This window comes from uncultured Tateyamaria sp., assembly GCF_947496075.1.
GTDB lineage: Bacteria > Pseudomonadota > Alphaproteobacteria > Rhodobacterales > Rhodobacteraceae > Tateyamaria.
The window spans coordinates 285,510-303,549 of sequence record NZ_CANMBJ010000004.1 but is presented as its reverse complement, the minus strand read 5'-3'; the positions used below and the strand labels follow the sequence as shown (position 1 = coordinate 303,549).

Annotated in this window: 20 protein-coding genes; 8 read left to right on the top strand and 12 right to left on the bottom strand. The window is 62.2% G+C overall.

What is annotated here, in order from left to right; genetic code table 11:
- Positions 1-21: 21 nt before the first annotated feature.
- The gene (locus Q1A51_RS13925; protein ID WP_299599949.1) at positions 22-531 is read left to right on the top strand and encodes a hypothetical protein; all 510 of its coding nucleotides are present in this window, start codon (positions 22-24) and stop codon (positions 529-531) included.
- Here Q1A51_RS13925 and Q1A51_RS13920 read toward each other — a convergent pair.
- From Q1A51_RS13920 to Q1A51_RS13900, 5 genes are all read right to left on the bottom strand, one after another.
- A complete protein-coding gene (locus tag Q1A51_RS13920; protein WP_299599948.1) occupies positions 528-1,118 on the bottom strand; it encodes a GNAT family N-acetyltransferase in 591 nt (196 codons plus the stop codon). The genes Q1A51_RS13925 and Q1A51_RS13920 overlap by 4 nt on opposite strands.
- Positions 1,118-2,107: an adenosine kinase gene (locus tag Q1A51_RS13915; protein ID WP_299599947.1), complete on the bottom strand. Its 990-nt coding sequence runs from the start codon at positions 2,105-2,107 to the stop codon at positions 1,118-1,120. The genes Q1A51_RS13920 and Q1A51_RS13915 overlap by 1 nt, the downstream gene beginning before the upstream one ends.
- Entirely contained in the window at positions 2,104-2,748 is a 645-nt protein-coding gene (gene nth / locus Q1A51_RS13910) for an endonuclease III (RefSeq protein WP_299599946.1), read from the bottom strand. The genes Q1A51_RS13915 and nth overlap by 4 nt, the downstream gene beginning before the upstream one ends.
- Positions 2,749-2,872: 124 nt before the next feature.
- A complete protein-coding gene (locus Q1A51_RS13905; protein WP_299599945.1) occupies positions 2,873-3,394 on the bottom strand; it encodes a CBS domain-containing protein in 522 nt (173 codons plus the stop codon).
- A 135-nt stretch (positions 3,395-3,529) separates the two neighbouring features.
- Positions 3,530-3,922 carry a GFA family protein gene (locus Q1A51_RS13900; RefSeq protein WP_299599944.1) on the bottom strand — a complete coding sequence of 131 codons (393 nt, stop codon included), beginning with the start codon at positions 3,920-3,922 and terminating at the stop codon, positions 3,530-3,532.
- Between the two features lie 170 nt (positions 3,923-4,092).
- On the opposite strand from Q1A51_RS13900, the gene Q1A51_RS13895 reads away from it, so the two are divergent.
- The 3 genes from Q1A51_RS13895 to Q1A51_RS13885 all read left to right on the top strand — a co-directional run bounded on the left by Q1A51_RS13895 (position 4,093) and on the right by Q1A51_RS13885 (position 6,418).
- Positions 4,093-4,953, top strand: a complete 861-nt coding sequence (locus tag Q1A51_RS13895; RefSeq protein WP_299599943.1) for a bifunctional helix-turn-helix domain-containing protein/methylated-DNA--[protein]-cysteine S-methyltransferase — start codon at positions 4,093-4,095, stop codon at positions 4,951-4,953.
- A 152-nt stretch (positions 4,954-5,105) separates the two neighbouring features.
- Positions 5,106-5,768 carry an OmpA family protein gene (locus Q1A51_RS13890; RefSeq protein ID WP_299208790.1) on the top strand — a complete coding sequence of 221 codons (663 nt, stop codon included), beginning with the start codon at positions 5,106-5,108 and terminating at the stop codon, positions 5,766-5,768.
- A gap of 107 nt (positions 5,769-5,875) precedes the next feature.
- Positions 5,876-6,418 carry an NADPH-dependent FMN reductase gene (locus Q1A51_RS13885; protein ID WP_299208788.1) on the top strand — a complete coding sequence of 181 codons (543 nt, stop codon included), beginning with the start codon at positions 5,876-5,878 and terminating at the stop codon, positions 6,416-6,418.
- On the opposite strand, the gene Q1A51_RS13880 is transcribed toward Q1A51_RS13885, so the two are convergent.
- A complete protein-coding gene (locus Q1A51_RS13880) occupies positions 6,415-6,819 on the bottom strand; it encodes a VOC family protein (protein WP_299599942.1) in 405 nt (134 codons plus the stop codon). The two genes, Q1A51_RS13885 and Q1A51_RS13880, sit on opposite strands and share 4 nt — an antisense overlap.
- A gap of 29 nt (positions 6,820-6,848) precedes the next feature.
- Here Q1A51_RS13880 and Q1A51_RS13875 point away from each other — a divergent pair, with 29 nt between their 5' ends.
- A complete protein-coding gene (locus Q1A51_RS13875; RefSeq protein WP_299599941.1) occupies positions 6,849-7,646 on the top strand; it encodes an acyl dehydratase in 798 nt (265 codons plus the stop codon).
- 122 nt (positions 7,647-7,768) lie between these two features.
- Here the strand turns inward: Q1A51_RS13875 and Q1A51_RS13870 are convergent, their stop codons facing one another.
- Positions 7,769-8,806: an FAD-dependent oxidoreductase gene (locus tag Q1A51_RS13870; protein WP_299599940.1), complete on the bottom strand. Its 1,038-nt coding sequence runs from the start codon at positions 8,804-8,806 to the stop codon at positions 7,769-7,771.
- Between the two features lie 51 nt (positions 8,807-8,857).
- Between Q1A51_RS13870 and mnmD the strand changes: the two genes are divergently transcribed.
- Together mnmD and Q1A51_RS13860 are read left to right on the top strand one after the other, a co-directional pair.
- Positions 8,858-9,520: a tRNA (5-methylaminomethyl-2-thiouridine)(34)-methyltransferase MnmD gene (mnmD, locus tag Q1A51_RS13865; protein WP_299601105.1), complete on the top strand. Its 663-nt coding sequence runs from the start codon at positions 8,858-8,860 to the stop codon at positions 9,518-9,520.
- Complete coding sequence (locus Q1A51_RS13860) at positions 9,517-10,386, top strand: DMT family transporter (protein ID WP_299599939.1); 870 nt, start codon at positions 9,517-9,519, stop codon at positions 10,384-10,386. Before mnmD ends, Q1A51_RS13860 begins: the two co-directional genes overlap by 4 nt.
- Here Q1A51_RS13860 and Q1A51_RS13855 read toward each other — a convergent pair.
- Entirely contained in the window at positions 10,351-12,321 is a 1,971-nt protein-coding gene (locus Q1A51_RS13855) for a lytic transglycosylase domain-containing protein (protein ID WP_299599938.1), read from the bottom strand. The two genes, Q1A51_RS13860 and Q1A51_RS13855, sit on opposite strands and share 36 nt — an antisense overlap.
- A 137-nt stretch (positions 12,322-12,458) precedes the next feature.
- Between Q1A51_RS13855 and dapA the strand changes: the two genes are divergently transcribed.
- Positions 12,459-13,331, top strand: coding sequence for a 4-hydroxy-tetrahydrodipicolinate synthase (dapA, locus tag Q1A51_RS13850; RefSeq protein WP_299599937.1), 873 nt, complete (start codon positions 12,459-12,461; stop codon positions 13,329-13,331).
- Positions 13,332-13,366: 35 nt separating this feature from the next.
- On the opposite strand, the gene Q1A51_RS13845 is transcribed toward dapA, so the two are convergent.
- From Q1A51_RS13845 to Q1A51_RS13830, 4 genes are read right to left on the bottom strand one after another with little or no spacing between them, the layout of a single operon-like run.
- The gene (locus Q1A51_RS13845; RefSeq protein ID WP_299599936.1) at positions 13,367-14,242 is read right to left on the bottom strand and encodes a DmsC/YnfH family molybdoenzyme membrane anchor subunit; all 876 of its coding nucleotides are present in this window, start codon (positions 14,240-14,242) and stop codon (positions 13,367-13,369) included.
- Entirely contained in the window at positions 14,242-15,000 is a 759-nt protein-coding gene (locus tag Q1A51_RS13840; RefSeq protein ID WP_299599935.1) for a 4Fe-4S dicluster domain-containing protein, read from the bottom strand. Before Q1A51_RS13840 ends, Q1A51_RS13845 begins: the two co-directional genes overlap by 1 nt.
- Positions 14,997-15,206 (bottom strand): hypothetical protein, encoded by a 210-nt coding sequence (locus Q1A51_RS13835; protein ID WP_299208762.1) that lies wholly within the window; start codon positions 15,204-15,206, stop codon positions 14,997-14,999. Before Q1A51_RS13835 ends, Q1A51_RS13840 begins: the two co-directional genes overlap by 4 nt.
- Positions 15,203-18,019 carry a molybdopterin oxidoreductase family protein gene (locus Q1A51_RS13830; RefSeq protein ID WP_299599934.1) on the bottom strand — a complete coding sequence of 939 codons (2,817 nt, stop codon included), beginning with the start codon at positions 18,017-18,019 and terminating at the stop codon, positions 15,203-15,205. The genes Q1A51_RS13835 and Q1A51_RS13830 overlap by 4 nt, the downstream gene beginning before the upstream one ends.
- Positions 18,020-18,040: the final 21 nt, after the last annotated feature.

Genomic DNA, 18,040 nt, shown 5'->3' with positions numbered 1-18,040 from the left:
TGGCGTCCCCAGATCGGTGGCATGGTTTCGATGAAAGGTCTGCCCATGTTGCGCGTTCTGAGTGTTGTTCTGGCCTGTGCCGCGCTGCCCGCCCTTGCCCTGTCCTGTATGCCGCATGGCGTGACCAACGCTTATCAGGAGGCGGCGGAGGCGGAAGAGGGGTATGTGCCGGTCTTGGGCACGCTCGACTTCGACAAGGACCTGTTGCCGGAGATGGACCTGTCAGGCCAAAGCGAGGTGCCGCCGGTGACCCTGATCCCGGCGACCTTCAAGGGCGATGCCCTGACCGTGCGGGGGGTGAGCCAGCCGTTTGAGACGGATGTGGTGCTTGAGGTGCAGTGCTTTGGCCCTTGGTGCCCGCAACCGCAGCCGGGTGAGATGCTGGGTTTCCTGCGCCAGACGGACCACAGCTATGTGCTGCACACCAATGCCTGTGGCGGGTTCCTGTTTGGACGTCCGACACAGGAACAGGTCGAGCAGGTCAAAGACTGTCTGGGCGGTCGGTCTTGTGAGGCGCGTAAGCTGCCTTAGGGGTCGATAACCGGGATGTGCGGGGCCAGATCGCGGTCATAGCCGTGGGCCACGCGCGGATCGTCCGCGATTTCGATCCTGCGTCCTATCGGCGTGAAGCCTGAGCGTTGGTAGAACCCAAGGGCTTGCGGGCTGTCCATTGTGCAGGTGTGCAGGTGGAAGCGCTTGATGCCCCGGTCAAAGGCCTCTCTGATCGCTTGATCCATCAGGAACGCGCCTGCTCCGGACCCGATCAACGCGGGTGTCAGCCCGAAATAGTCGAGCTCGCACTGGCCTTCCACGCTGAAGTCCAATTCCAGCAGCGCTTCGGGCTGCCCGTCTTTTTCAAGTGTGAAGAGACCGGTTTTCTCGTCATTGAGAATGTCCGACAGCTTTTGTTTGTCCATGAGCGTGCGCCCGAACCACAGCCACGGCGCGCCAACCCGGCGGAACAGCTCGAGATAGGCGGTCGTGTCCCGTGACAATGTGGTGAAGGTCAGCCCGTCGGGGCAGGGCACGCCGCGAAATTGCGGCGTGGTCATTTCGAGATCGGTGACCACCATTGCCACCTTGCCCGGTGGCACATTGTAGTGGCCGTTTTCCAGCATCAGAGCAGTCCTGCGGATGCAAATTGCTGTTTCATGTCGATCTGCGGGCGGGGGCCGATATGGCTGATCACTTCGGCGGCGCAGAGGTTGCCCATGCGTCCAGCCGTGTGCAGCCCTGCCCCTGTGGCGAGACCATAGATGAACCCGGCGGCGAACTGGTCGCCTGCGCCCGTGGCGTCCACCGGGGTGATCGTCTCGACCGGTATGTCGTGGCGTTCGCCGTTGCCGATGATCGTGACCCCATCGCCGGACTTGGTGCAGACCAGCAGGTCGATCATGTCGGCTGTCTTGTTCAGCGCCGTTTCGAGGTCGTCGATCTCGAACAGGGATTTGATCTCGTGTTCGTTGCCGATGACGAAATCCAGCTCGTTCCCGATCATGTCGAGGAAGTCAGGCCGGTGCCGGTCGACGCAGAAGGGGTCAGAAATGGCGATGCCTGCCTTGCCACCTGCGCTACGGGTGAGGCGGGAGGCTTGGCGAAAGGCCTCTTTTCCCTTGTCCTTGTCGAAGAGGTATCCTTCGAGGAACATGATCTCTGCCTGGTTGGCGACTTCTTCGGGAACGTCATCGGGGCCAAGCTCGGTCGAGATGCCGAGATAGGTGTTCAGGGAGCGTTCGCCGTCGGGCGTGACAAAGATCATGCAGCGGGATGTGGGCAATTCGCCGTCCGGGATCGGGGCGTTGACGAAATCGGTACCGCTTTCGGCCATCGACTCTGCATAGAAGCGCCCGAGCGCGTCGTCATGGACCCGCCCGATGAACGCTGTGGGCAGACCCAGCGCACCCACGCCCGCGATGGTGTTGGCCACCGCCCCACCCGGTGTTTGCAGCCGTTCGGTCATGGAGGCGTAGAGCACCTCGCCCCGGTCCTGTTCGATCAGCTGCATGATCCCTTTTTCGATCCCCATGAGGTCGAGAAAGCTGTCATCGGCGTGGGAAATCACATCGACAACGGCGTTGCCGATGCCAGCGAGCGTGTATTTGGTCATTCGGTTTTGTCCTCAAACGGGCAGAGATCTTTGATGATGCAGGTGGGGCATTGCGGCTTGCGCGCTTTGCAATGGTAACGCCCGTGCAGGATCATCCAGTGGTGGGCGTGGAGTTGAAAATCAGCCGGGATGTTGTCTTCGATGGCGCGCTCGACCGCGTCTACGGTCTTGCCGGGTGCGATGCCGGTACGGTTGCCGAGGCGGAAGATGTGGGTGTCGACGGCCTGGGCCGGGTGGCTCCACCACATGTTCAGAACGACATTGGCCGTCTTGCGCCCGACGCCGGGCAGTGATTGCAGGGCGGCGCGGCTGTTGGGCACTTCGCCGCCGTAGTCATCGACGAGGATCTGCGACAGCTTCATCACGTTCTTGGCCTTTTGGCGGTAGAGGCCGATGGTTTTGATATGCTCGGTCAGTCCTTCGATGCCCAGATCGAGCATCTTTTGCGGCGTGTCGGCGATCTGGAAGAGTTTCCGGGTCGCCTTGTTCACGCCCGCATCCGTGGCCTGCGCCGACAGCGCCACGGCCACGACGAGGGTGTAGACATTGACGTGCTCCAGCTCGCCCTTGGGTTCTGGGTCCGCCTCTTGGAAGCGGGTGAAGATCTGCCGGATCGTATGATAGTCGAGCTGTTTTGCCATGGCGCGGGGTTATGGTGGAGATTTGAGGAGTGGGCAAGCCATGGTTGCGGTGTCCGCACCGTCGTGCCGGTGCGGCCATCGGTTCATTGCTCTTTGTGTTTGTTGCCACTCGTTGGGCGACCGGTCAGCCGACAATCAGTTGCTTGAGTTGCAGCGCTTCATGTTCCAGTTCGTTCAGTCGGAAGTTGATCACGTCACCGATCGTGATCATGCCCATGAGTTTGCCGCCCTTAACCACGGGCATGTGCCGAAAATGCCCTTCGGACATGCGCCGCAGCACCTTGATCAACGTGTCGTCAGGTTCGCATGTCACAACGTCGCGCGTCATGTTCTCGGCCACGGTCTGTGGTAGTGTTTGGCCCGGGGTTTCGGCCAGTTTGCGCACGATGTCGCGTTCCGACAGGATGCCGGCGAGTGCGTGATTGGCATCAACCACGATCAACGCCCCGATGCGTTTGTCACGGAGAATGCCGACGGCGGTGGCAATCGTGTCGTTTTCAGCAATCGCGATCGCGTCGTTGCCCTTGCTTTGGAGCAGGTGTTCGACCCGGGCGGTTTCTGTTGTCATGTTGGATGACACCGATTGGCTTGCATGTTTGTCCTTGGCTTTGTCGCCAACCATTGGGGCCTGATATGATGCGGGCATGTCTGGACGTCCTCCTTAAGAACCATGCAAACAGAGTTTGTGTTGGTACGGTAGCAAAAAAGCGGAGCAGGGCCGAATGAAATTCGCGCTTCGGTAGATCATCGCCAGGATTGCGCAGTAGGTGGTTATGGTTCGCTACTGACTCGAGATGGATATGCGCCACCAAGGTGGTCGACCGCCCCGGTAGGAATGCGCGGTTGGCACCAGATCGTTGCGTCCAGTGTCGTCGAATGCACCGACCAGCAAAGCGATCACCGGGTCGTCGTCGATCGCACCCAGTGTGCTGCCGCAGGTCGGGCAAAAGGCACGGCTGGAATAGTCTGACGAGCGGTAGGTTGCCGGTGCCCCGACCGCGCCGGTCCACGACACTTTGTCCGCGGCAAACTCCACCCAAGCTGTTGTCAGCGCTCCGCTATGGCGTTGACACATCTTGCAGGAACAGGTGTGTGGTTTGAGGGCTGGGCCAGTTGCCTCGAACCGGATGGCGCCGCAGAGGCATCCGCCTGTATGAACGGCTATGTCAGACATGATGTCCCCCTTGTGGTTCGAGTAGTAGCAGTGCTTGAGGCATATTTGGGAGCGGACCTGTACAGGTCCAAGTCAGCGGCGCTAGTTCACCAAATCTGCGATGTCCGCGCGCGCCCGATTTGCACAGGAAACGGGTCGCATGCCGTGCGCCCATCCCCTACATTTCCATTATGGAACAGATACAGCACAACGACGCCGAAACCGGCTACCACTTCAATGTCATGCGGCGCGCCATCGATCTGATCGACAGCGCTGACGGGCCGTTGAGCCTGGATGCCCTGGCCGCCGAGATGGGCATGAGCCCGGCGCATTTCCAGCGCATTTTCTCGCGTTGGGTTGGGGTGTCGCCGAAGCGGTTCCAGCAATACCTGGCGCTGGGCCATGCCAAGGCGCTGCTAAATGAGCGTTTTACCACCCTTGATACCGCACATGCCACGGGCCTGAGCGGGTCGGGTCGTCTGCATGATCTGTTCCTGCGATGGGAGGCCATGAGCCCCGGAGATTATGCCAAGGGTGGCGCGGGGCTGACCATCTATTGGGGGTGGTTCGACAGTCCGTTTGGCCTTGCATTGGTCATGGGCACCGACAAAGGGATTTGTGGGTTGGGTTTCGCTGCGGAGATGGGCGAGGATTGTGCCATGGAGGATCTTGTCCGCCGCTGGCCCAAGGCAACCTTTGTCGAGGATCCGATGCGGTTGCGCCCTTGGGTTCTGGCCGCGTTCGGGGCCGAGGATGCGGAGTTGAAGGAGGCGCCGCTGTACCTGATTGGTGCCCCGTTCCAGATCAAGGTGTGGGAGGCGTTGCTGCAGATCCCGTCGGGGCATGTCACCACCTATTCCGAGATCGCGGAGAGCATTGGCAATCCACGGGCCGTGCGTGCCGTGGGAACGGCGGTGGGCCGCAACCCGGTCAGCTGGCTGATCCCATGCCACAGGGCGCTGCGCAAATCCGGTGGGCTTGGGGGCTATCATTGGGGTCTGCCCGTCAAACGGGCCTTGCTGGCCTATGAATCTGCGCGCGTTGAGGCCTGATTTTCCGGTAAGCCTTTGATCACAATGATGGGCAGGATGCTGCTTATCATATTTTCCCCCTATTTATGGGGGCCGTACGCACCTATCTTGCATTCCCATAAAGGGTCATGCCCGAACATGGCCCCGTTTTGGAAGGCAGTAGGACCATAGATATGCTTAAATTCCCCACCGTCATCGCCATGGGCGCCGTTGTTGCGCTGAGCGCGTGTACTGATCCCGGCGCCTTGGGCACCGTTGGACCAAGCGGCGAGCCGATCAACCAGAAACGCAACACGGGCGCTGCCATCGGGGCCGCGTCAGGGGCCGTCATCGGGGCCGTGACAGGCAACCGCAACACCGCGATTGCCGGGGCCGTCGTGGGCGGCCTTGTGGGTGGTGCCATCGGCTATGACCTTGACCAGCAAGAGGCCGAGCTGCGGCGCGAGCTGGCCAGCGGTGTGACCATCACCAACACCGGCGACCGTCTGATCGTGTCCTTCCCCGAAGCGATCCTGTTTGCCGTCAACAGCTTTACCGTACGTCCGGGTCTGAATTCGGACATGGCGGCGCTGGCGCGCAGCCTTGAGCGCTATCCAGCGTCGACCGTGCAGGTCGTCGGCCACACCGACAGCGACGGTGATGCCGCGTTCAACCAGCAGCTTTCCGAGCGCCGCGCCAATGCGGTTGCCGATGTGTTGCTGAACCAGGGCGTGCCGTTCAACCGCGTTCAGACCTTTGGCCGCGGCGAAAGCCAGCCCATCGCGACGAACCTGACGCCAGAAGGCAAGCAGCAGAACCGTCGGGTCGAGATCGTGATCCTGCCCAATTCGCAGTAATCACCAGCGACAATTCAGTATCAGAGGCCCCGGACATGTTCCGGGGCCTCTTGCGTTATGGGGTGATCGCGCCATGTTACCCGCGATAACGATACAAGGGACAGATCATGACGACGCCAACACTCCTCGGCATTTCGGGGTCGATGCGCAAGGCATCCACCAACACCAAGCTGGTGCGCGAAGCCGCCCGATTGTTTGGCGATTGCACCTATGTCGAGGCCGATCTGCACATGCCTTTGTATGATGGTGATGTAGAAGCGTCCGAAGGGGTGCCCGAGGCGGCCCAGCTGATCGCCCGTCAGATCGCAGAGGCTGATGCGGTTGTGATTTCGACGCCTGAATACAACAAGGCGCCCCCCGGTGTATTGAAGAACGCGCTGGATTGGGTCAGCCGGGTCGAGGGGCGTCCGTGGACAGATAAACCCGTCGCCGTGATGTCTGCGGCTGCCGGACGGGCCGGGGGCGAACGCGCGCAGATGGTGTTGCGTGGCTACATGGTGCCGTTCCGTCCGTGTATCTTGCAGGGGCCGGAGATTCATCTGGCCGCGTCATCCAGCCAGTTTGACGATGACGGCCAGTTGACGGGCGAGATCTATGTCCGCGAGTTGACCCAGCTGATGCAATCCCTGCGTGCCGAGATCGGGCGCTAGTCCGCCCGCACGGCGATTTCGATCAGGTTACCATCGGGGTCGCGGATATAGAGCGATTGCATCGGCCATTGTGCCCCAGTGCGCGGGACAGGCCCCAGCTCGATCTCTGTGCCTGTCGCTTCCAAATGCGCCTGCCAATCGCTGAGTGATGTTTCGGTCAGGAAGCACAGGTCGGCTGTGCCCACATCGGCCTTGTGCGCTTTGGGTTCGAACTCTGCCCCCAACTGGTGCAGGTTGATCTTGTGCGCGCCAAAGAACAGCGCGTGACGCGGGCGTTCGCCGGGGGTTTCGAGCACGCGATGGGTCATGCCGAGAACCTTGGTGTAGAATGCGATTGTGGCATTCATGTCTGCCGCGGTGATGACAAGATGATCGAGGCTGTAGAGTGTGGGTTGTTCCATTTTCCGGTTCCGTCGCGCAGGGTGCACCCATGCAGAGTGCCAACGATGATCCGCTTCGTCAAAGCGATGTGATGGACCCCGCCCGCGCCCGCGCCATGCAGGTGGCTTTGGGGCGTGTGCCGGACCTTGCGGCTGGTGCGCCGATGCCGCCGTTCTTTCACCAGCTCTATTTCTGGTCCCCCGAGCCGCCGGATCGTCTGGGCCGGGATGGGCATCCGAAGGTGGGTGGGATCATCCCTGACATGGGATTGCCCCGCCGCATGTGGGCCGGTGGGCGGTTGCAGTTCGATGCGCCGCTGTTGCTTGGCGTGAGGGCGGAGAAGGTGACATCGTGCGAGAGTGCAACCCGCAAGGAGGGGCGGACCGGGCCGTTGGCCTTTGTCACATTGCGGCACGAGATATGGCAGGACGACGCGCTGTGTGTGACCGAGTGGCAGGACCTTGTCTATCGTCACGATCCTGATCCGAACGCGCCGCGTCCCGTGCCGCCCGTTGCGGCCACGGATGAGGATGTCGCGCAGCTGCACAGCTTTGATGCCACGCTGCTGTTTCGCTATTCGGCTTTGACCTTCAACGGGCACCGCATCCACTATGACCAACCCTATGCCCGCGATGTTGAGGGGTATGATGGATTGGTCGTGCATGGCCCGCTGTTGGCGCAGCATCTGATGCTGCTGGCCGAGGCAGGCCTGGGGCCGCTTGAGCAATTCCGCTTTCGCGCAACATCGCCCCTGATGCATCACGAGGTGGGGACGTTTTGCCGGAAGGGTCGAAAGCTGTGGGTGCGGGGGCCCGACGGGCGGCGGTGCATGGAGGCGGAGGCCTGACGCTGGGGTTTCGCCCGGCCTTTGGGCCGGGCAGCGCCGACCCGCCCCCATGGGGCGGTGCTATCACGCCAACCCGCGGGTCGCCGCTGCCCTCAGTCTAAATCATTGACGGCAACGCGTCGCTAAAGCGAAGCCGCGACCTCGAACCCTTGCGGGATGGTATCGCGTCCGTCGAGGATGAGGTGGGCCATGGTCTGGGCGACCTTGGGGGCCATGCCGAAACCGATCTTGAACCCTCCGTTCGCAATGTAGTGCCCTGGCCTTTCGGGCCATGGTCCCAGCATGGGTGCGCGACTGCGGCTGCGGGGGCGCAGGCCTGCCCATCGGGCAAGCACCTTGGCATCCTGAAGCGCCGGGATGGCGGCGCGGGCGCGGGTCAGGATGTCGTCCAATTGCGTGTCTGTGGCGGTGGGGCTGTCGTAGTCCCGTTCCGTTGTCGATCCGATGGCCGTCGTTCCGTCGGCATGCGGGATGATGTGCAGTGTGTCAGCGAAGAGTTGGGGGGCGTCTGGTGCGGTGAAATCCAGAAGGGCCGCTTGCCCCTTGATCCCGGCGCCCACCATGCGGGTGTGGCTTGCGTTCAGCTCTTCGAGGCCTGCGACGCCGGTGGCGTGGATAGTGGTGTCGGTCTCGGGCGCTTTGCTTTGGATGTCGACGCCTTGAGTTTTGAGCGCTGCGGCGAGGGCCGCGCACGCTTGCCGCGGATGAATACGGGCGCTGAGCGTGTCGAAGATTTCCATGCCTGTTTTGCTGTGCGCCGCCCAGTTGGGGTTTGCGATGGGCCGGACGGTCCAAGTGGCCGCGTCACCCCAGAGGGTTTTGGCCGTTTCGCCGCGTTGTCGGGCGAGCGTCAGCACCGTATCGTCCACGATGGGTTGGCAGCGACCTGTGCGGGCATAGCCGGGGGACTGACCGCTTGCGGCCTCGACCTCGGCCCAGAATGTTTCTGCCATCAGCAGGCTTTCCAGTTGGAATTGCTTTTTCGGGTTCCAGTTTTCCGGCACATGTGGAGCGAGGGCACCCACGATCCCGCCTGACGCACCCGTGCCGAGGCCGTTTGGGTCGACCACCTGCACCCGCGCGCCACGTTGGGCGAGTATCCATGCAATCGACAGGCCGAAGATGCCCGCGCCACGCACGGTGATGTCTGCCGTTGCCATTCCAGATGCCTTTCGCCAAGGTCGCCGCGACACCTTCTACAGGGGCGGATGATGCAGGACCAGCGGGCAGAGCTTGAGTGGCGCGACGGGGCGGTGCCGGTGTCTACGCGCTTTGACGATCCGTATTTTTCCCTCGACAACGGGCTGGCCGAGACGCGGCACGTGTTTCTGGGCGGCAATGACCTGCCCGCGCGGTTCCGAGACGGGTTTCATGTGGTCGAATTGGGGTTTGGCACGGGGCTGAACTTTTTGACCGCGTGGGCCGCATGGCGCGCTGCTGGCGTTGAGGGGCGCTTGCATTTCACCAGTTTTGAGGCGTTTCCGATGGAAGTGGGCGCCATGGAGAAAGCGTTGGCCGCCTTTCCAGAGGTTGCGGGTTTGGCGGCGCAGCTTGTGGCCGCAGGTGGTGGGTCGACTGAGTTCGAGGATGCGATGTTAACTGTGATCGAAGGGGATGCGCGCGAGACGCTGCCGAAGTGGGACGGTAAGGCTGATGCGTGGTTTCTGGACGGGTTTTCGCCCGCCAAGAACCCCGAGCTGTGGGGCGCTGACCTGATGGCAGAGGTCGCGCGCCATACTGTCCCCGCGGGGACAGCGGCCACCTATACCGCCGCGGGCTTTGTGCGGCGTGGGCTGGAGGAGGCAGGGTTCACTGTCACCCGCGCACCCGGCTTTGGCCGCAAGCGGCATATGACACGGGCGGTACTGGGGTGAGCCAAGGCAATAACACGCGGCTGGGCATTGCGCTGATGATCGCAGTGTCGGTGGTGTTTGCGAGCCAGGATGGCATCTCTCGCCACCTAGCGGCGGAATACAACGTCTTCATGGTGGTGATGATCCGGTATTGGTTCTTTGCCGCCTTTGTCATCAGCATTGCTGCGCGCAAGGCGGGCGGTGTGCGGGCGGCGGCGCAAACGCGGCAGCCCGTGGTGCAGGGGCTGCGTGGGCTGTTATTGGCCGCTGAGATTTGCGTGATGGTCACGGCCTTTACCGTGTTGGGGCTGGTGGAGAGCCATGCCGTCTTTGCCGCTTATCCGCTGCTGGTTGCTGCCCTGTCTGGGCCGATATTGGGCGAGCATGTTGGGTGGCGGCGCTGGGCTGCTATCGGGGTGGGCTTCATTGGCGTTTTGTTCATTCTGAAACCCGGCTTGGGTGTCTTTGACCCGGCGGCGGTGATCCCGCTGGCCTCGGCCATCATGTTTGCCGTCTATGGCTTGCTGACCCGCTATGTCGCGCGGGATGACAGCACCGCGACCAGCTTTTTCTGGACCGGGACCACGGGGGCTGTTGCCATGACCTGTGTTGGCGTCTGGTTCTGGGAGCCGATGACCGGCCCGGATTGGGGCTGGATGGCGGCGTTATGCCTGACGGGGGCCTTGGGACACTGGCTGCTGATCCGTACCTATGAGGTGGCGGAGGCCAGCGCGGTACAGCCCTTTGCCTATTTCCAGATGGTCTTTGCCGCGCTCGTGGGCATCACCGTCTTTGGCGAGGTGCTGGAGATCAACGTTATCATCGGGGCTGCCATCATTGTGGCGGCGGGCCTATTCACCCTGTGGCGCGAACGACAGCAGGGTTGAGCCCACGAGTTCCTCGCTGAACGGGATCGGCAGAGGGTCTTTACCCAGACGCGCGCGGTAGATCGGCAGGCTTTCGGTCACGCGCATGACGTAGTTGCGGGTTTCGCGGAAGGGGATGTGTTCGATCCAGTCGATGACGTCGAAATCGTCGCGTTCAGCGCGCGGATTGCCATAGCGCAGCATCCACTGGTTGGGGCGCGAGGGACCCGCGTTGTAGGCGGCAGACATCAGGACAACGTTGCCATCGAAGCGCCGTGCCAGTTGGCTGAGATAGGTGGCCCCGAGTTTCGCGTTGTAGGCCGGGTCAGAAATCATGCGGCCCGTTGTGTGGTCGGCGGACAGGCCAAGGCTGGCCGCAACCTCGCGCCCGGTGCCGGGCATGACCTGCATCAGCCCGCGCGCACCGACGCTGGATTGCACAACCGGGTCGAATTCGGATTCGCGTCGGGCGATGGCAAGCGACATTTCCGGGGCCATGGGCAGGTCGGCATCCGCGAGGGGGTGTAGGGGATAGTAAGGCGCGTGGATCGTGATGCCGCGCCGTGCAACGCGTTTGCCGATCATCACGGCGAGATGGGGCTGGCCCGCGGCGATCGCGACATGTCCAAGGTAGCCCGCTGCATTGCGATCGAGGCGTTCGGTGAGGTGGGTCCAGAAGCGCTCGGCGAGGCTGATCTCGCCGGAGGCTTGCAGAAGCAGGCCCGCTTCGTAGAGGTCATCTTCAGTGAGAGGGGTGTCCTGCGCGGGGGAGAAGGCTTCTGATCCGTCAAGACCGGGGTCGATGGGGAGACCGCCCCTTTCGGCGGCTAGTAGTCCATAGAACGAGGTCTGGTATTGCGCGCCTTCGGCATAGGCGGCTTGAGCCTCTTCGGTGTTGCCCATTGCTTCGTGGGCCCGACCGATCCAATAGCCTGCGCGCCCGCGCGAGATGGGGGAGCGGGTGGCGTTGCGGTGGTTCTGGAAGTGGCCGAGTGCGACCTCGGGGTCTTTGAGCAAACGCAGGGCGATGTAGCCCGACAGCCATTCCAGATCGGCATAAGCGGACCCTTCGGTCAGGAAGTGCCGGGTGGCAAGCTGGTAGGCAAGGGCGGCGTCGCCGTCCCGCATCTCGTCGCGTGCAAGGGCCCGGCGGCGATTGGACCATTCGTCGGGTCGACCGAGGGCTTCAACGGAGCGGGAGCGGTCCATGAGAAGTTCCTTGGCGTCGTCCCAGCGCCCTTTGCGCAGCCGCCATTCAAAGCGGGCGTGGGCGAGGCCGGGATCGTCCTGCAATGCGTCTGGCACAGCTTCGATCAGGCCGTCGACATTGTCTGCCAGCGCGCGCAGGCCGATGCGGGCGCGGGCGAGGGCGCTTTGGCCCTTGTCCACGAGGTTGAACATGCGGCGGGCGCTGGTTAAGTCTCCGGACCAGAGCAGTGCGTCGAGGCGCGCGGCGTGATGAGGCTTTAGAAGATCGGTATGTGAGGCGAGGTAGCGTGCCTGCGTGGCGTCATCCATGGGCATCGTGTGCCATGCCAGCACGAGGTTCGCCTCTGCCTCGCCCACCCGCTCCGCACGGATCAGGGCGGTGGCGTGGGCGAGCACGCCTTCGGGCGTTTGTGGGCCGACATTTTCGAAGAAGGACAGGATGTCAGCGTCGGGTTGGTCGGCCACGACCTCTTCTGATCGTTCGCGCAGCAGCGCCTCGCCCGGCCAGTCGGGGCGTCGCTCAAGGAAGGCGACGACGTCGGCATAGGTTCCACGTGCAGCGCGCAGGCGTTGCCATTCGATAACATCTGCGGCCACCTCACCATCGCGTGCGGCCAGCGCTGCCGCACTGTCCCAGTTGCCGGAACGCAGCGCTTCCATCGCCCAGCCAAGCGGGCGGGGTCGTTCGGCCAAAGCCGCCACAGACAGTGTAAAAAACAGGGCCAAGGCGAGGGCAATCCGGGTCATGTCTTGCAATTCCTGTCATCGCGTGGCTAGAGCCTAGAGCATATGTTCTGGGCGTGCCGTTTCAACTCACGTTTCCGGGCATATGCGAAAATCATCCCAGGCCCTCTGCCTGCCAAACGTAAAAAAGGAGCGTGAGAATGTTTAAAGGTTCTATGCCTGCCCTCGTCACGCCGTTTCGTAACGGCGCTTTGGATCTGGAAACCCTCAAGAAGCTGGTCGAGTGGCATATCGGTGAAGGATCGCACGGGTTGGTGCCTGTGGGGACCACGGGCGAAAGCCCCACGCTGAGCCATGAGGAGCACGAGACGGTGATTGAAACCGTTGTGACGGCTGCTGCGGGTCGGGTGCCGGTGATTGCCGGGGCCGGGTCGAACAACACGGTGGAAGCCATCCGTTTTGTCGAGCATGCCGCGCGCGTTGGTGCCGATGCTGCTTTGGTCGTGACGCCCTATTACAACAAGCCCACGCAGCGTGGTTTGATTGCGCACTATACGGCGCTGCACGATTGCGCCGATATCCCGATCTTCATCTACAACATTCCGGGCCGGTCGGTGATCGACATGACGCCCGAGACGATGGGCGAGTTGGCCAAACTGCCCCGCATTGTTGGCGTCAAAGATGCCACCGGTGATATGGCCCGTGTGTGCGACACACGCATCACCTGTGGCACTGATTTCATCCAAATGTGCGCTGAAGATGCGGTGGCGCATGGGTTCAACGCCGTGGGTGGTGTAGGCTGCATTTCCGTGACCGCGAATGTGGCGCCAAAGCTGTTGAGCCAGATGCAGGAAGCCTGCCTTGCAGGCGACTATGCAACCGCGCTGGACTTGCAGACCAAGCTGATGCCGCTGCATAAGGCGATCTTTACCGAGCCTGGCTTGGTGGGTGCGAAATACGCGATGTCCCGTCTGGGCCTGTGTTCGGACGAAGTGCGTTTGCCGCTGACCGGTTTGGCGGACGAGACCAAGGCCATGGTCGACGCGGCCCTGGTGCACGCAGGGCTTATCTGAAAAGGAAAAGGCGGGCTTGCTTGCCCGCCTTGTTTTTAGCGTTTGCCGTAGTAGAGGCCTACCACGTGCTCGGCTTCCGCAAAGAAGAGCCAACGTGAGGCGAGTGCACCTGCCACGTGGCTGATCACTGCCAGAAGCGCGAGGCCATGCGAGAATGGCGCGGCCGCCAGCAGCAGGACCGGCAGAACCACCATCAGCACGAATGAGATGATCCGCAGTTTCATGCTGTGCTTGCGCCCCACGACAAATGCAAATTCGCGCAGCAGGTAGTTGGTGCCGGTGTGTGGCGGTTCAAACGCGCGCACGCTTCCCCGATTGCCAAGGCTGGTGGCGGTTGCGAGCGTGGTGCCAGAGCTTTTTAGCGCGCCATCGCCTTGCATCCAAAGCACCACCTGAATGACGCCCGAGATGGCGATCAGTGCCATGGCCCACTTCACCTGTCCGGCCAACAGCGCGCCGCCTGCAAGGCTGTAGCTAAGGAACATGACCGGTGTGAGGGGCGAGTTCCAGCGGGGGATGGTCTTGAGCTGGGTGTAGATCATGGAGGTGGTGAACACGGTCAGCAGTGAGAAGATCGCGCCGATCAGGCCCAACAGGCCCCAGCGTTGGCCAAAGAACACGAGGCCCGCGCCATAAAGCGCCATGACGATCAAGGCAATGACAGCGCAGACGCCTTCGCGGCTGAGCCATGAGGAGCGCCATTGCGTGAATGCTTTCATCGCCCGTTCGGGGTGGCCGAGGTGGAAGGTGGACGAGATCAGCCCACCCACCGCGCACAGGTAGGCGATGACGAAGAAGGCGAAGGCTGTCCAGCCGGTGACCGCGGGGTAGCCGAGGCCGAGGAAGGTCAGGAGGCCGAAACCGATGCCGGAGAAGACCGTGAAAAAGATGACGGAAGGTGCTGGATGCATCAGAATTTCTCCAACGTCTTGTCGAGCCAGCCGAGGAAGCCGGAGGCTTCCTGCGCGACAGGTTCGAGGTAGGGGGCAAGGATGTCGATGTCGCCTGCGCCTTCGGACAGCGTGTCCTTTGGGCGGGGCGGCAGGTACTTGTTGACTGGCTTTGTGCCCTGTTCCGGCATCAGGTCCATGCCGCCGCGCTCTGCGGTCAGTTTGGACACGTTGCTGTCGGGGTCCGCGAAGTCGCCGAAGTGGCGCGCGCCTGCGGGGCAGGTGCGGACGCAGGCCGGTTCGCGGTCTTCCTCCGGCAGGTTTTCGTTGTAGATGCGGTCAACACAGAGGGTGCATTTCTTCATCACCTTCTCGACGGCATCCATTTCGCGGGCGCCGTAGGGGCAGGCCCATGCGCAAAGGCCGCATCCGATGCAGTCGCTTTCGTTGACCAGAACGATCCCATCCTCGACCCGTTTGTAGCTGGCCCCCGTGGGGCAAACCGTGACGCACGGCGCGTCCTCGCAATGCAGGCAGGATTTGGGGAAGTGGATCAGTTGCGCTTCGCCCTGTTCCGGCTGCACCTCGTAGCTGTGCACGCGGTTGAGGAAGGTGCCCGAAGGGTCCGACCCGTAGGCGTCGGTGTCGGCCAGTGGTGCGCCGTAGTTTTCGGTGTTCCAGCCTTTGCACGAGATCACGCAGGCGTGGCAGCCCACGCATGTATCAAGGTCGATGACGAGGCCGAGTTTGCGGTCTGTGGATGTGGGAAGTGTGGTCATGCGGTTGTCCTCACTGAGAGGGCAGGACTGGGGCTCTGCCCCAGACCCCGGGATTTTTTGGAAACAGGGAAGAGTGGACGGTCGTGCTTCATCCCGATGGGCTCGGCTTTGGAGGCGTCCCAATTGGCGATGAAGTAGATGAAGGTGCCGACAGCGACTGCGATGAACGCGGCGATGGCGAGGAGGGTGCGTTGGATCGGTGTCATTTGCCCACCTTCCATGCCAGTTGCTTTGGCCCTTTGCCCACGGGTGATTTGATGGGTTCCATTGCCGGTTGGGATTCCGCTGGTGCTGGCGCTTTTTCGATGCGGACCTTGAGGTCGAACCAGGCGGCTTGGCCTGTGATCGGATCGGAGTTGGCCCATCTGAGGCCGTCACCCTTGGGCGGCAGCAGCTCGTGGATCAGGTGGTTGAGCAGAAACCCCTTGGTCGCCTCGGGCGCGTTTTCGTCCAGCGCCCAAGCCCCCTTGCGCTTGCCTATCGCGTTCCACGTCCAAACGGTGTTTTCGTTGAGTGCGGCCATTTCGAGGACGGGAACGGTAATTTCGCCGTGGGGCGAAGTAACCTTGGCCCAGTCGCCATCGCTGAGGCCGTTTTTGCGCATCAGCTTGGTCGGCAGGTAGAGCGGGTTGTGTCCGTGCAACTGCCGCAGCCATGCGTTCTGACTGCCCCAGGAGTGATACATCGCCATCGGGCGCTGGGTCAGCGCGGTGATCGGGTATTGGTCGCCGTGGTTGTCTGGTGCCGGGTCGTACCATATGGGCAGTGGGTCCATCGTGGCCTTGATCCGCTCGCGCAGATGATCCGGTGGCTGGCGGTCGCCGTGTCCTTCGGCGGCCAGTTGGAAGCGCCGCATCGGTTCCACGTAGAGCGTGAAGAGGTAGGGTTGCGGGCTGTCAAAGAGACCCATGCCTACCGCCCAGTCCTGATATGCGGCGTTCCAGGGTTTGTAGTAGTTGGCCCCATCGGGGATGTGTTCGACGAAGAAGCCGCCGTTTTCGATGTAGCGGTCGAGCTGGTCCGGGTTCACGTCCCCCCGGCCTGTGTCGCTGCCATCGCCCCGGAATCCTGCAAGTGGGCCGATGCCGGGCTTGCGCTGGTGGTTGACGATGTAGTCGCCATAATCCGCGTATTTCTGGCTGCCGTCCTCGTTTGTGAAGCCGGGCAGGCCCAGCTTGGCGCCCAGTTCGCACAGCACCGACTGGAACCCGCGCACGTCGCGGTCGGGTTCGATCACGGGCCAGCGGATGGCGTCGGCTGCGGCGTCCGCCTCGCAGATCGGACGGTCGAGTAGCGAGATACAGTCATGCCGTTCGAGGTACGTGGTGTCTGGCAGGATCAGGTCGGCATAAGCGACCATTTCCGAGCTATACGCATCCGAATAGATGATGCGCGGTATGACATAGTCGCCGTTTTCATCCTTGTCCGTCAGCATGTCGATCACGCCCCGGGTGTTCATGGACGAGTTCCACGACATGTTCGCCATATACATGAACAGCGTGTCGATCTTGTAAGGGTCACCCGCATAGGCGTTCGAGATGACCATGTGCATCAGGCCGTGGGCGGACATGGGGTTTTCCCAGGAAAACGCTTTGTCGATGCGGGCGGGAGTGCCGTCTTCTTTCAGAGCCAGATCGTCGGGGCCTTGCACGAAGCCGAGATGCGGGCCGTCGAGCGGGCAGTCCGGTTGCACGCCGCAGTGGGGTTTGGGGTGCGCCGTCGCAGGTTTCGGGTAGGGTGGTTTGAAGCGGAAGCCTCCCGGCACCTCGACTGTGCCCAAGAGGATCTGCAGCACATGTAGGGCACGGCAGGTTTGGAAACCGTTGGCGTGGGCAGAGATGCCGCGCATGGAGTGGAAGGACACGGGGCGGCCTTGCATCGTCTTGTGCGTTTCGCCGCGGAAGTCTGTCCATTCCTGGTCCAGCTCGAATGCTTCGTCAAAGGCGACGCGGGCGATTTCGGCGGCCAGGATGCGGATGCGCTTGGCAGAGATACCAACGCGCTCGGCCACGGCCTCGGGTGCGTATTCGTCGCTGAGATAGCGTTCGGCCATGTGCTGCATGACTGTGCGGTGGCTGATGCCCGCGTGACGGTGGGTGGCGGTGAGGTCGGGTTTGACGCCCTTCTGATCGAAGGGGGTCAGCTTGCCCGTAGCACGATCAATGACCAATTCCTTGCCGTCATCGTCCCGCAACAGCAGGCCGAATTCGGGCGACTTTTCATCGCCATTGATCAGGCAGGGCGCGTTGGTGAATTGGGCCAGGTAGTTCACATCGATCTTGCCCGCCTTCATCAGGCAGTGCACGAGGCTGAGGATGAACAGGCCGTCGGTGCCGGGTGTGATGCCCACCCAATCGTCGGCCACCGCGTTGTAGCCCGTGCGGATCGGATTCACACCGATGACGCGTGCACCGCGTGCCTTGATCTTGCCGATCCCCATCTTAATGGGGTTGCTGTCGTGATCCTCGGCCACGCCGAACAGCATGAACAGCTTGGTGTGGTCCCAATCGGGCTGACCGAACTCCCAGAACGCGCCGCCCATCGTGTAGATGCCCGCCGCAGCCATGTTGACCGAGCAGAAGCCGCCGTGGGCCGCGTAGTTGGGTGTACCGAAGTTCTGGGCAAAGAAGCTGGTGAAGGATTGCGACTGGTCCCGGCCTGTGAAGAAGGCCAGCTTGCTGGGATCATCCTTGCGGATGGGGGCCAGCCAATCGGTGGCGATTTGCAGGGCTTCGTCCCAACTGATCTCTTCAAATTCGCCCGATCCGCGTTCGCCGACACGCTTCAGGGGTGCGCGCAGGCGCGAGGGTGCGTTGACCTGCATGATGCCGGCCGAGCCCTTGGCGCAGAGTACTCCCTGGTTCACCGGGTGGTCGCGGTTGCCTTCGATATAGGCGACCTTGCCATCCTTCATGTGCACGTTGATGCCGCAACGGCAGGCGCACATGTAGCATGTTGTCTTGCGCACCTCGTCCGAAACATGCGGCGACGTGTTGATCTTAGGTTGCTGGAACGTCATCTGGCCTCCCCTTCGCCTGTT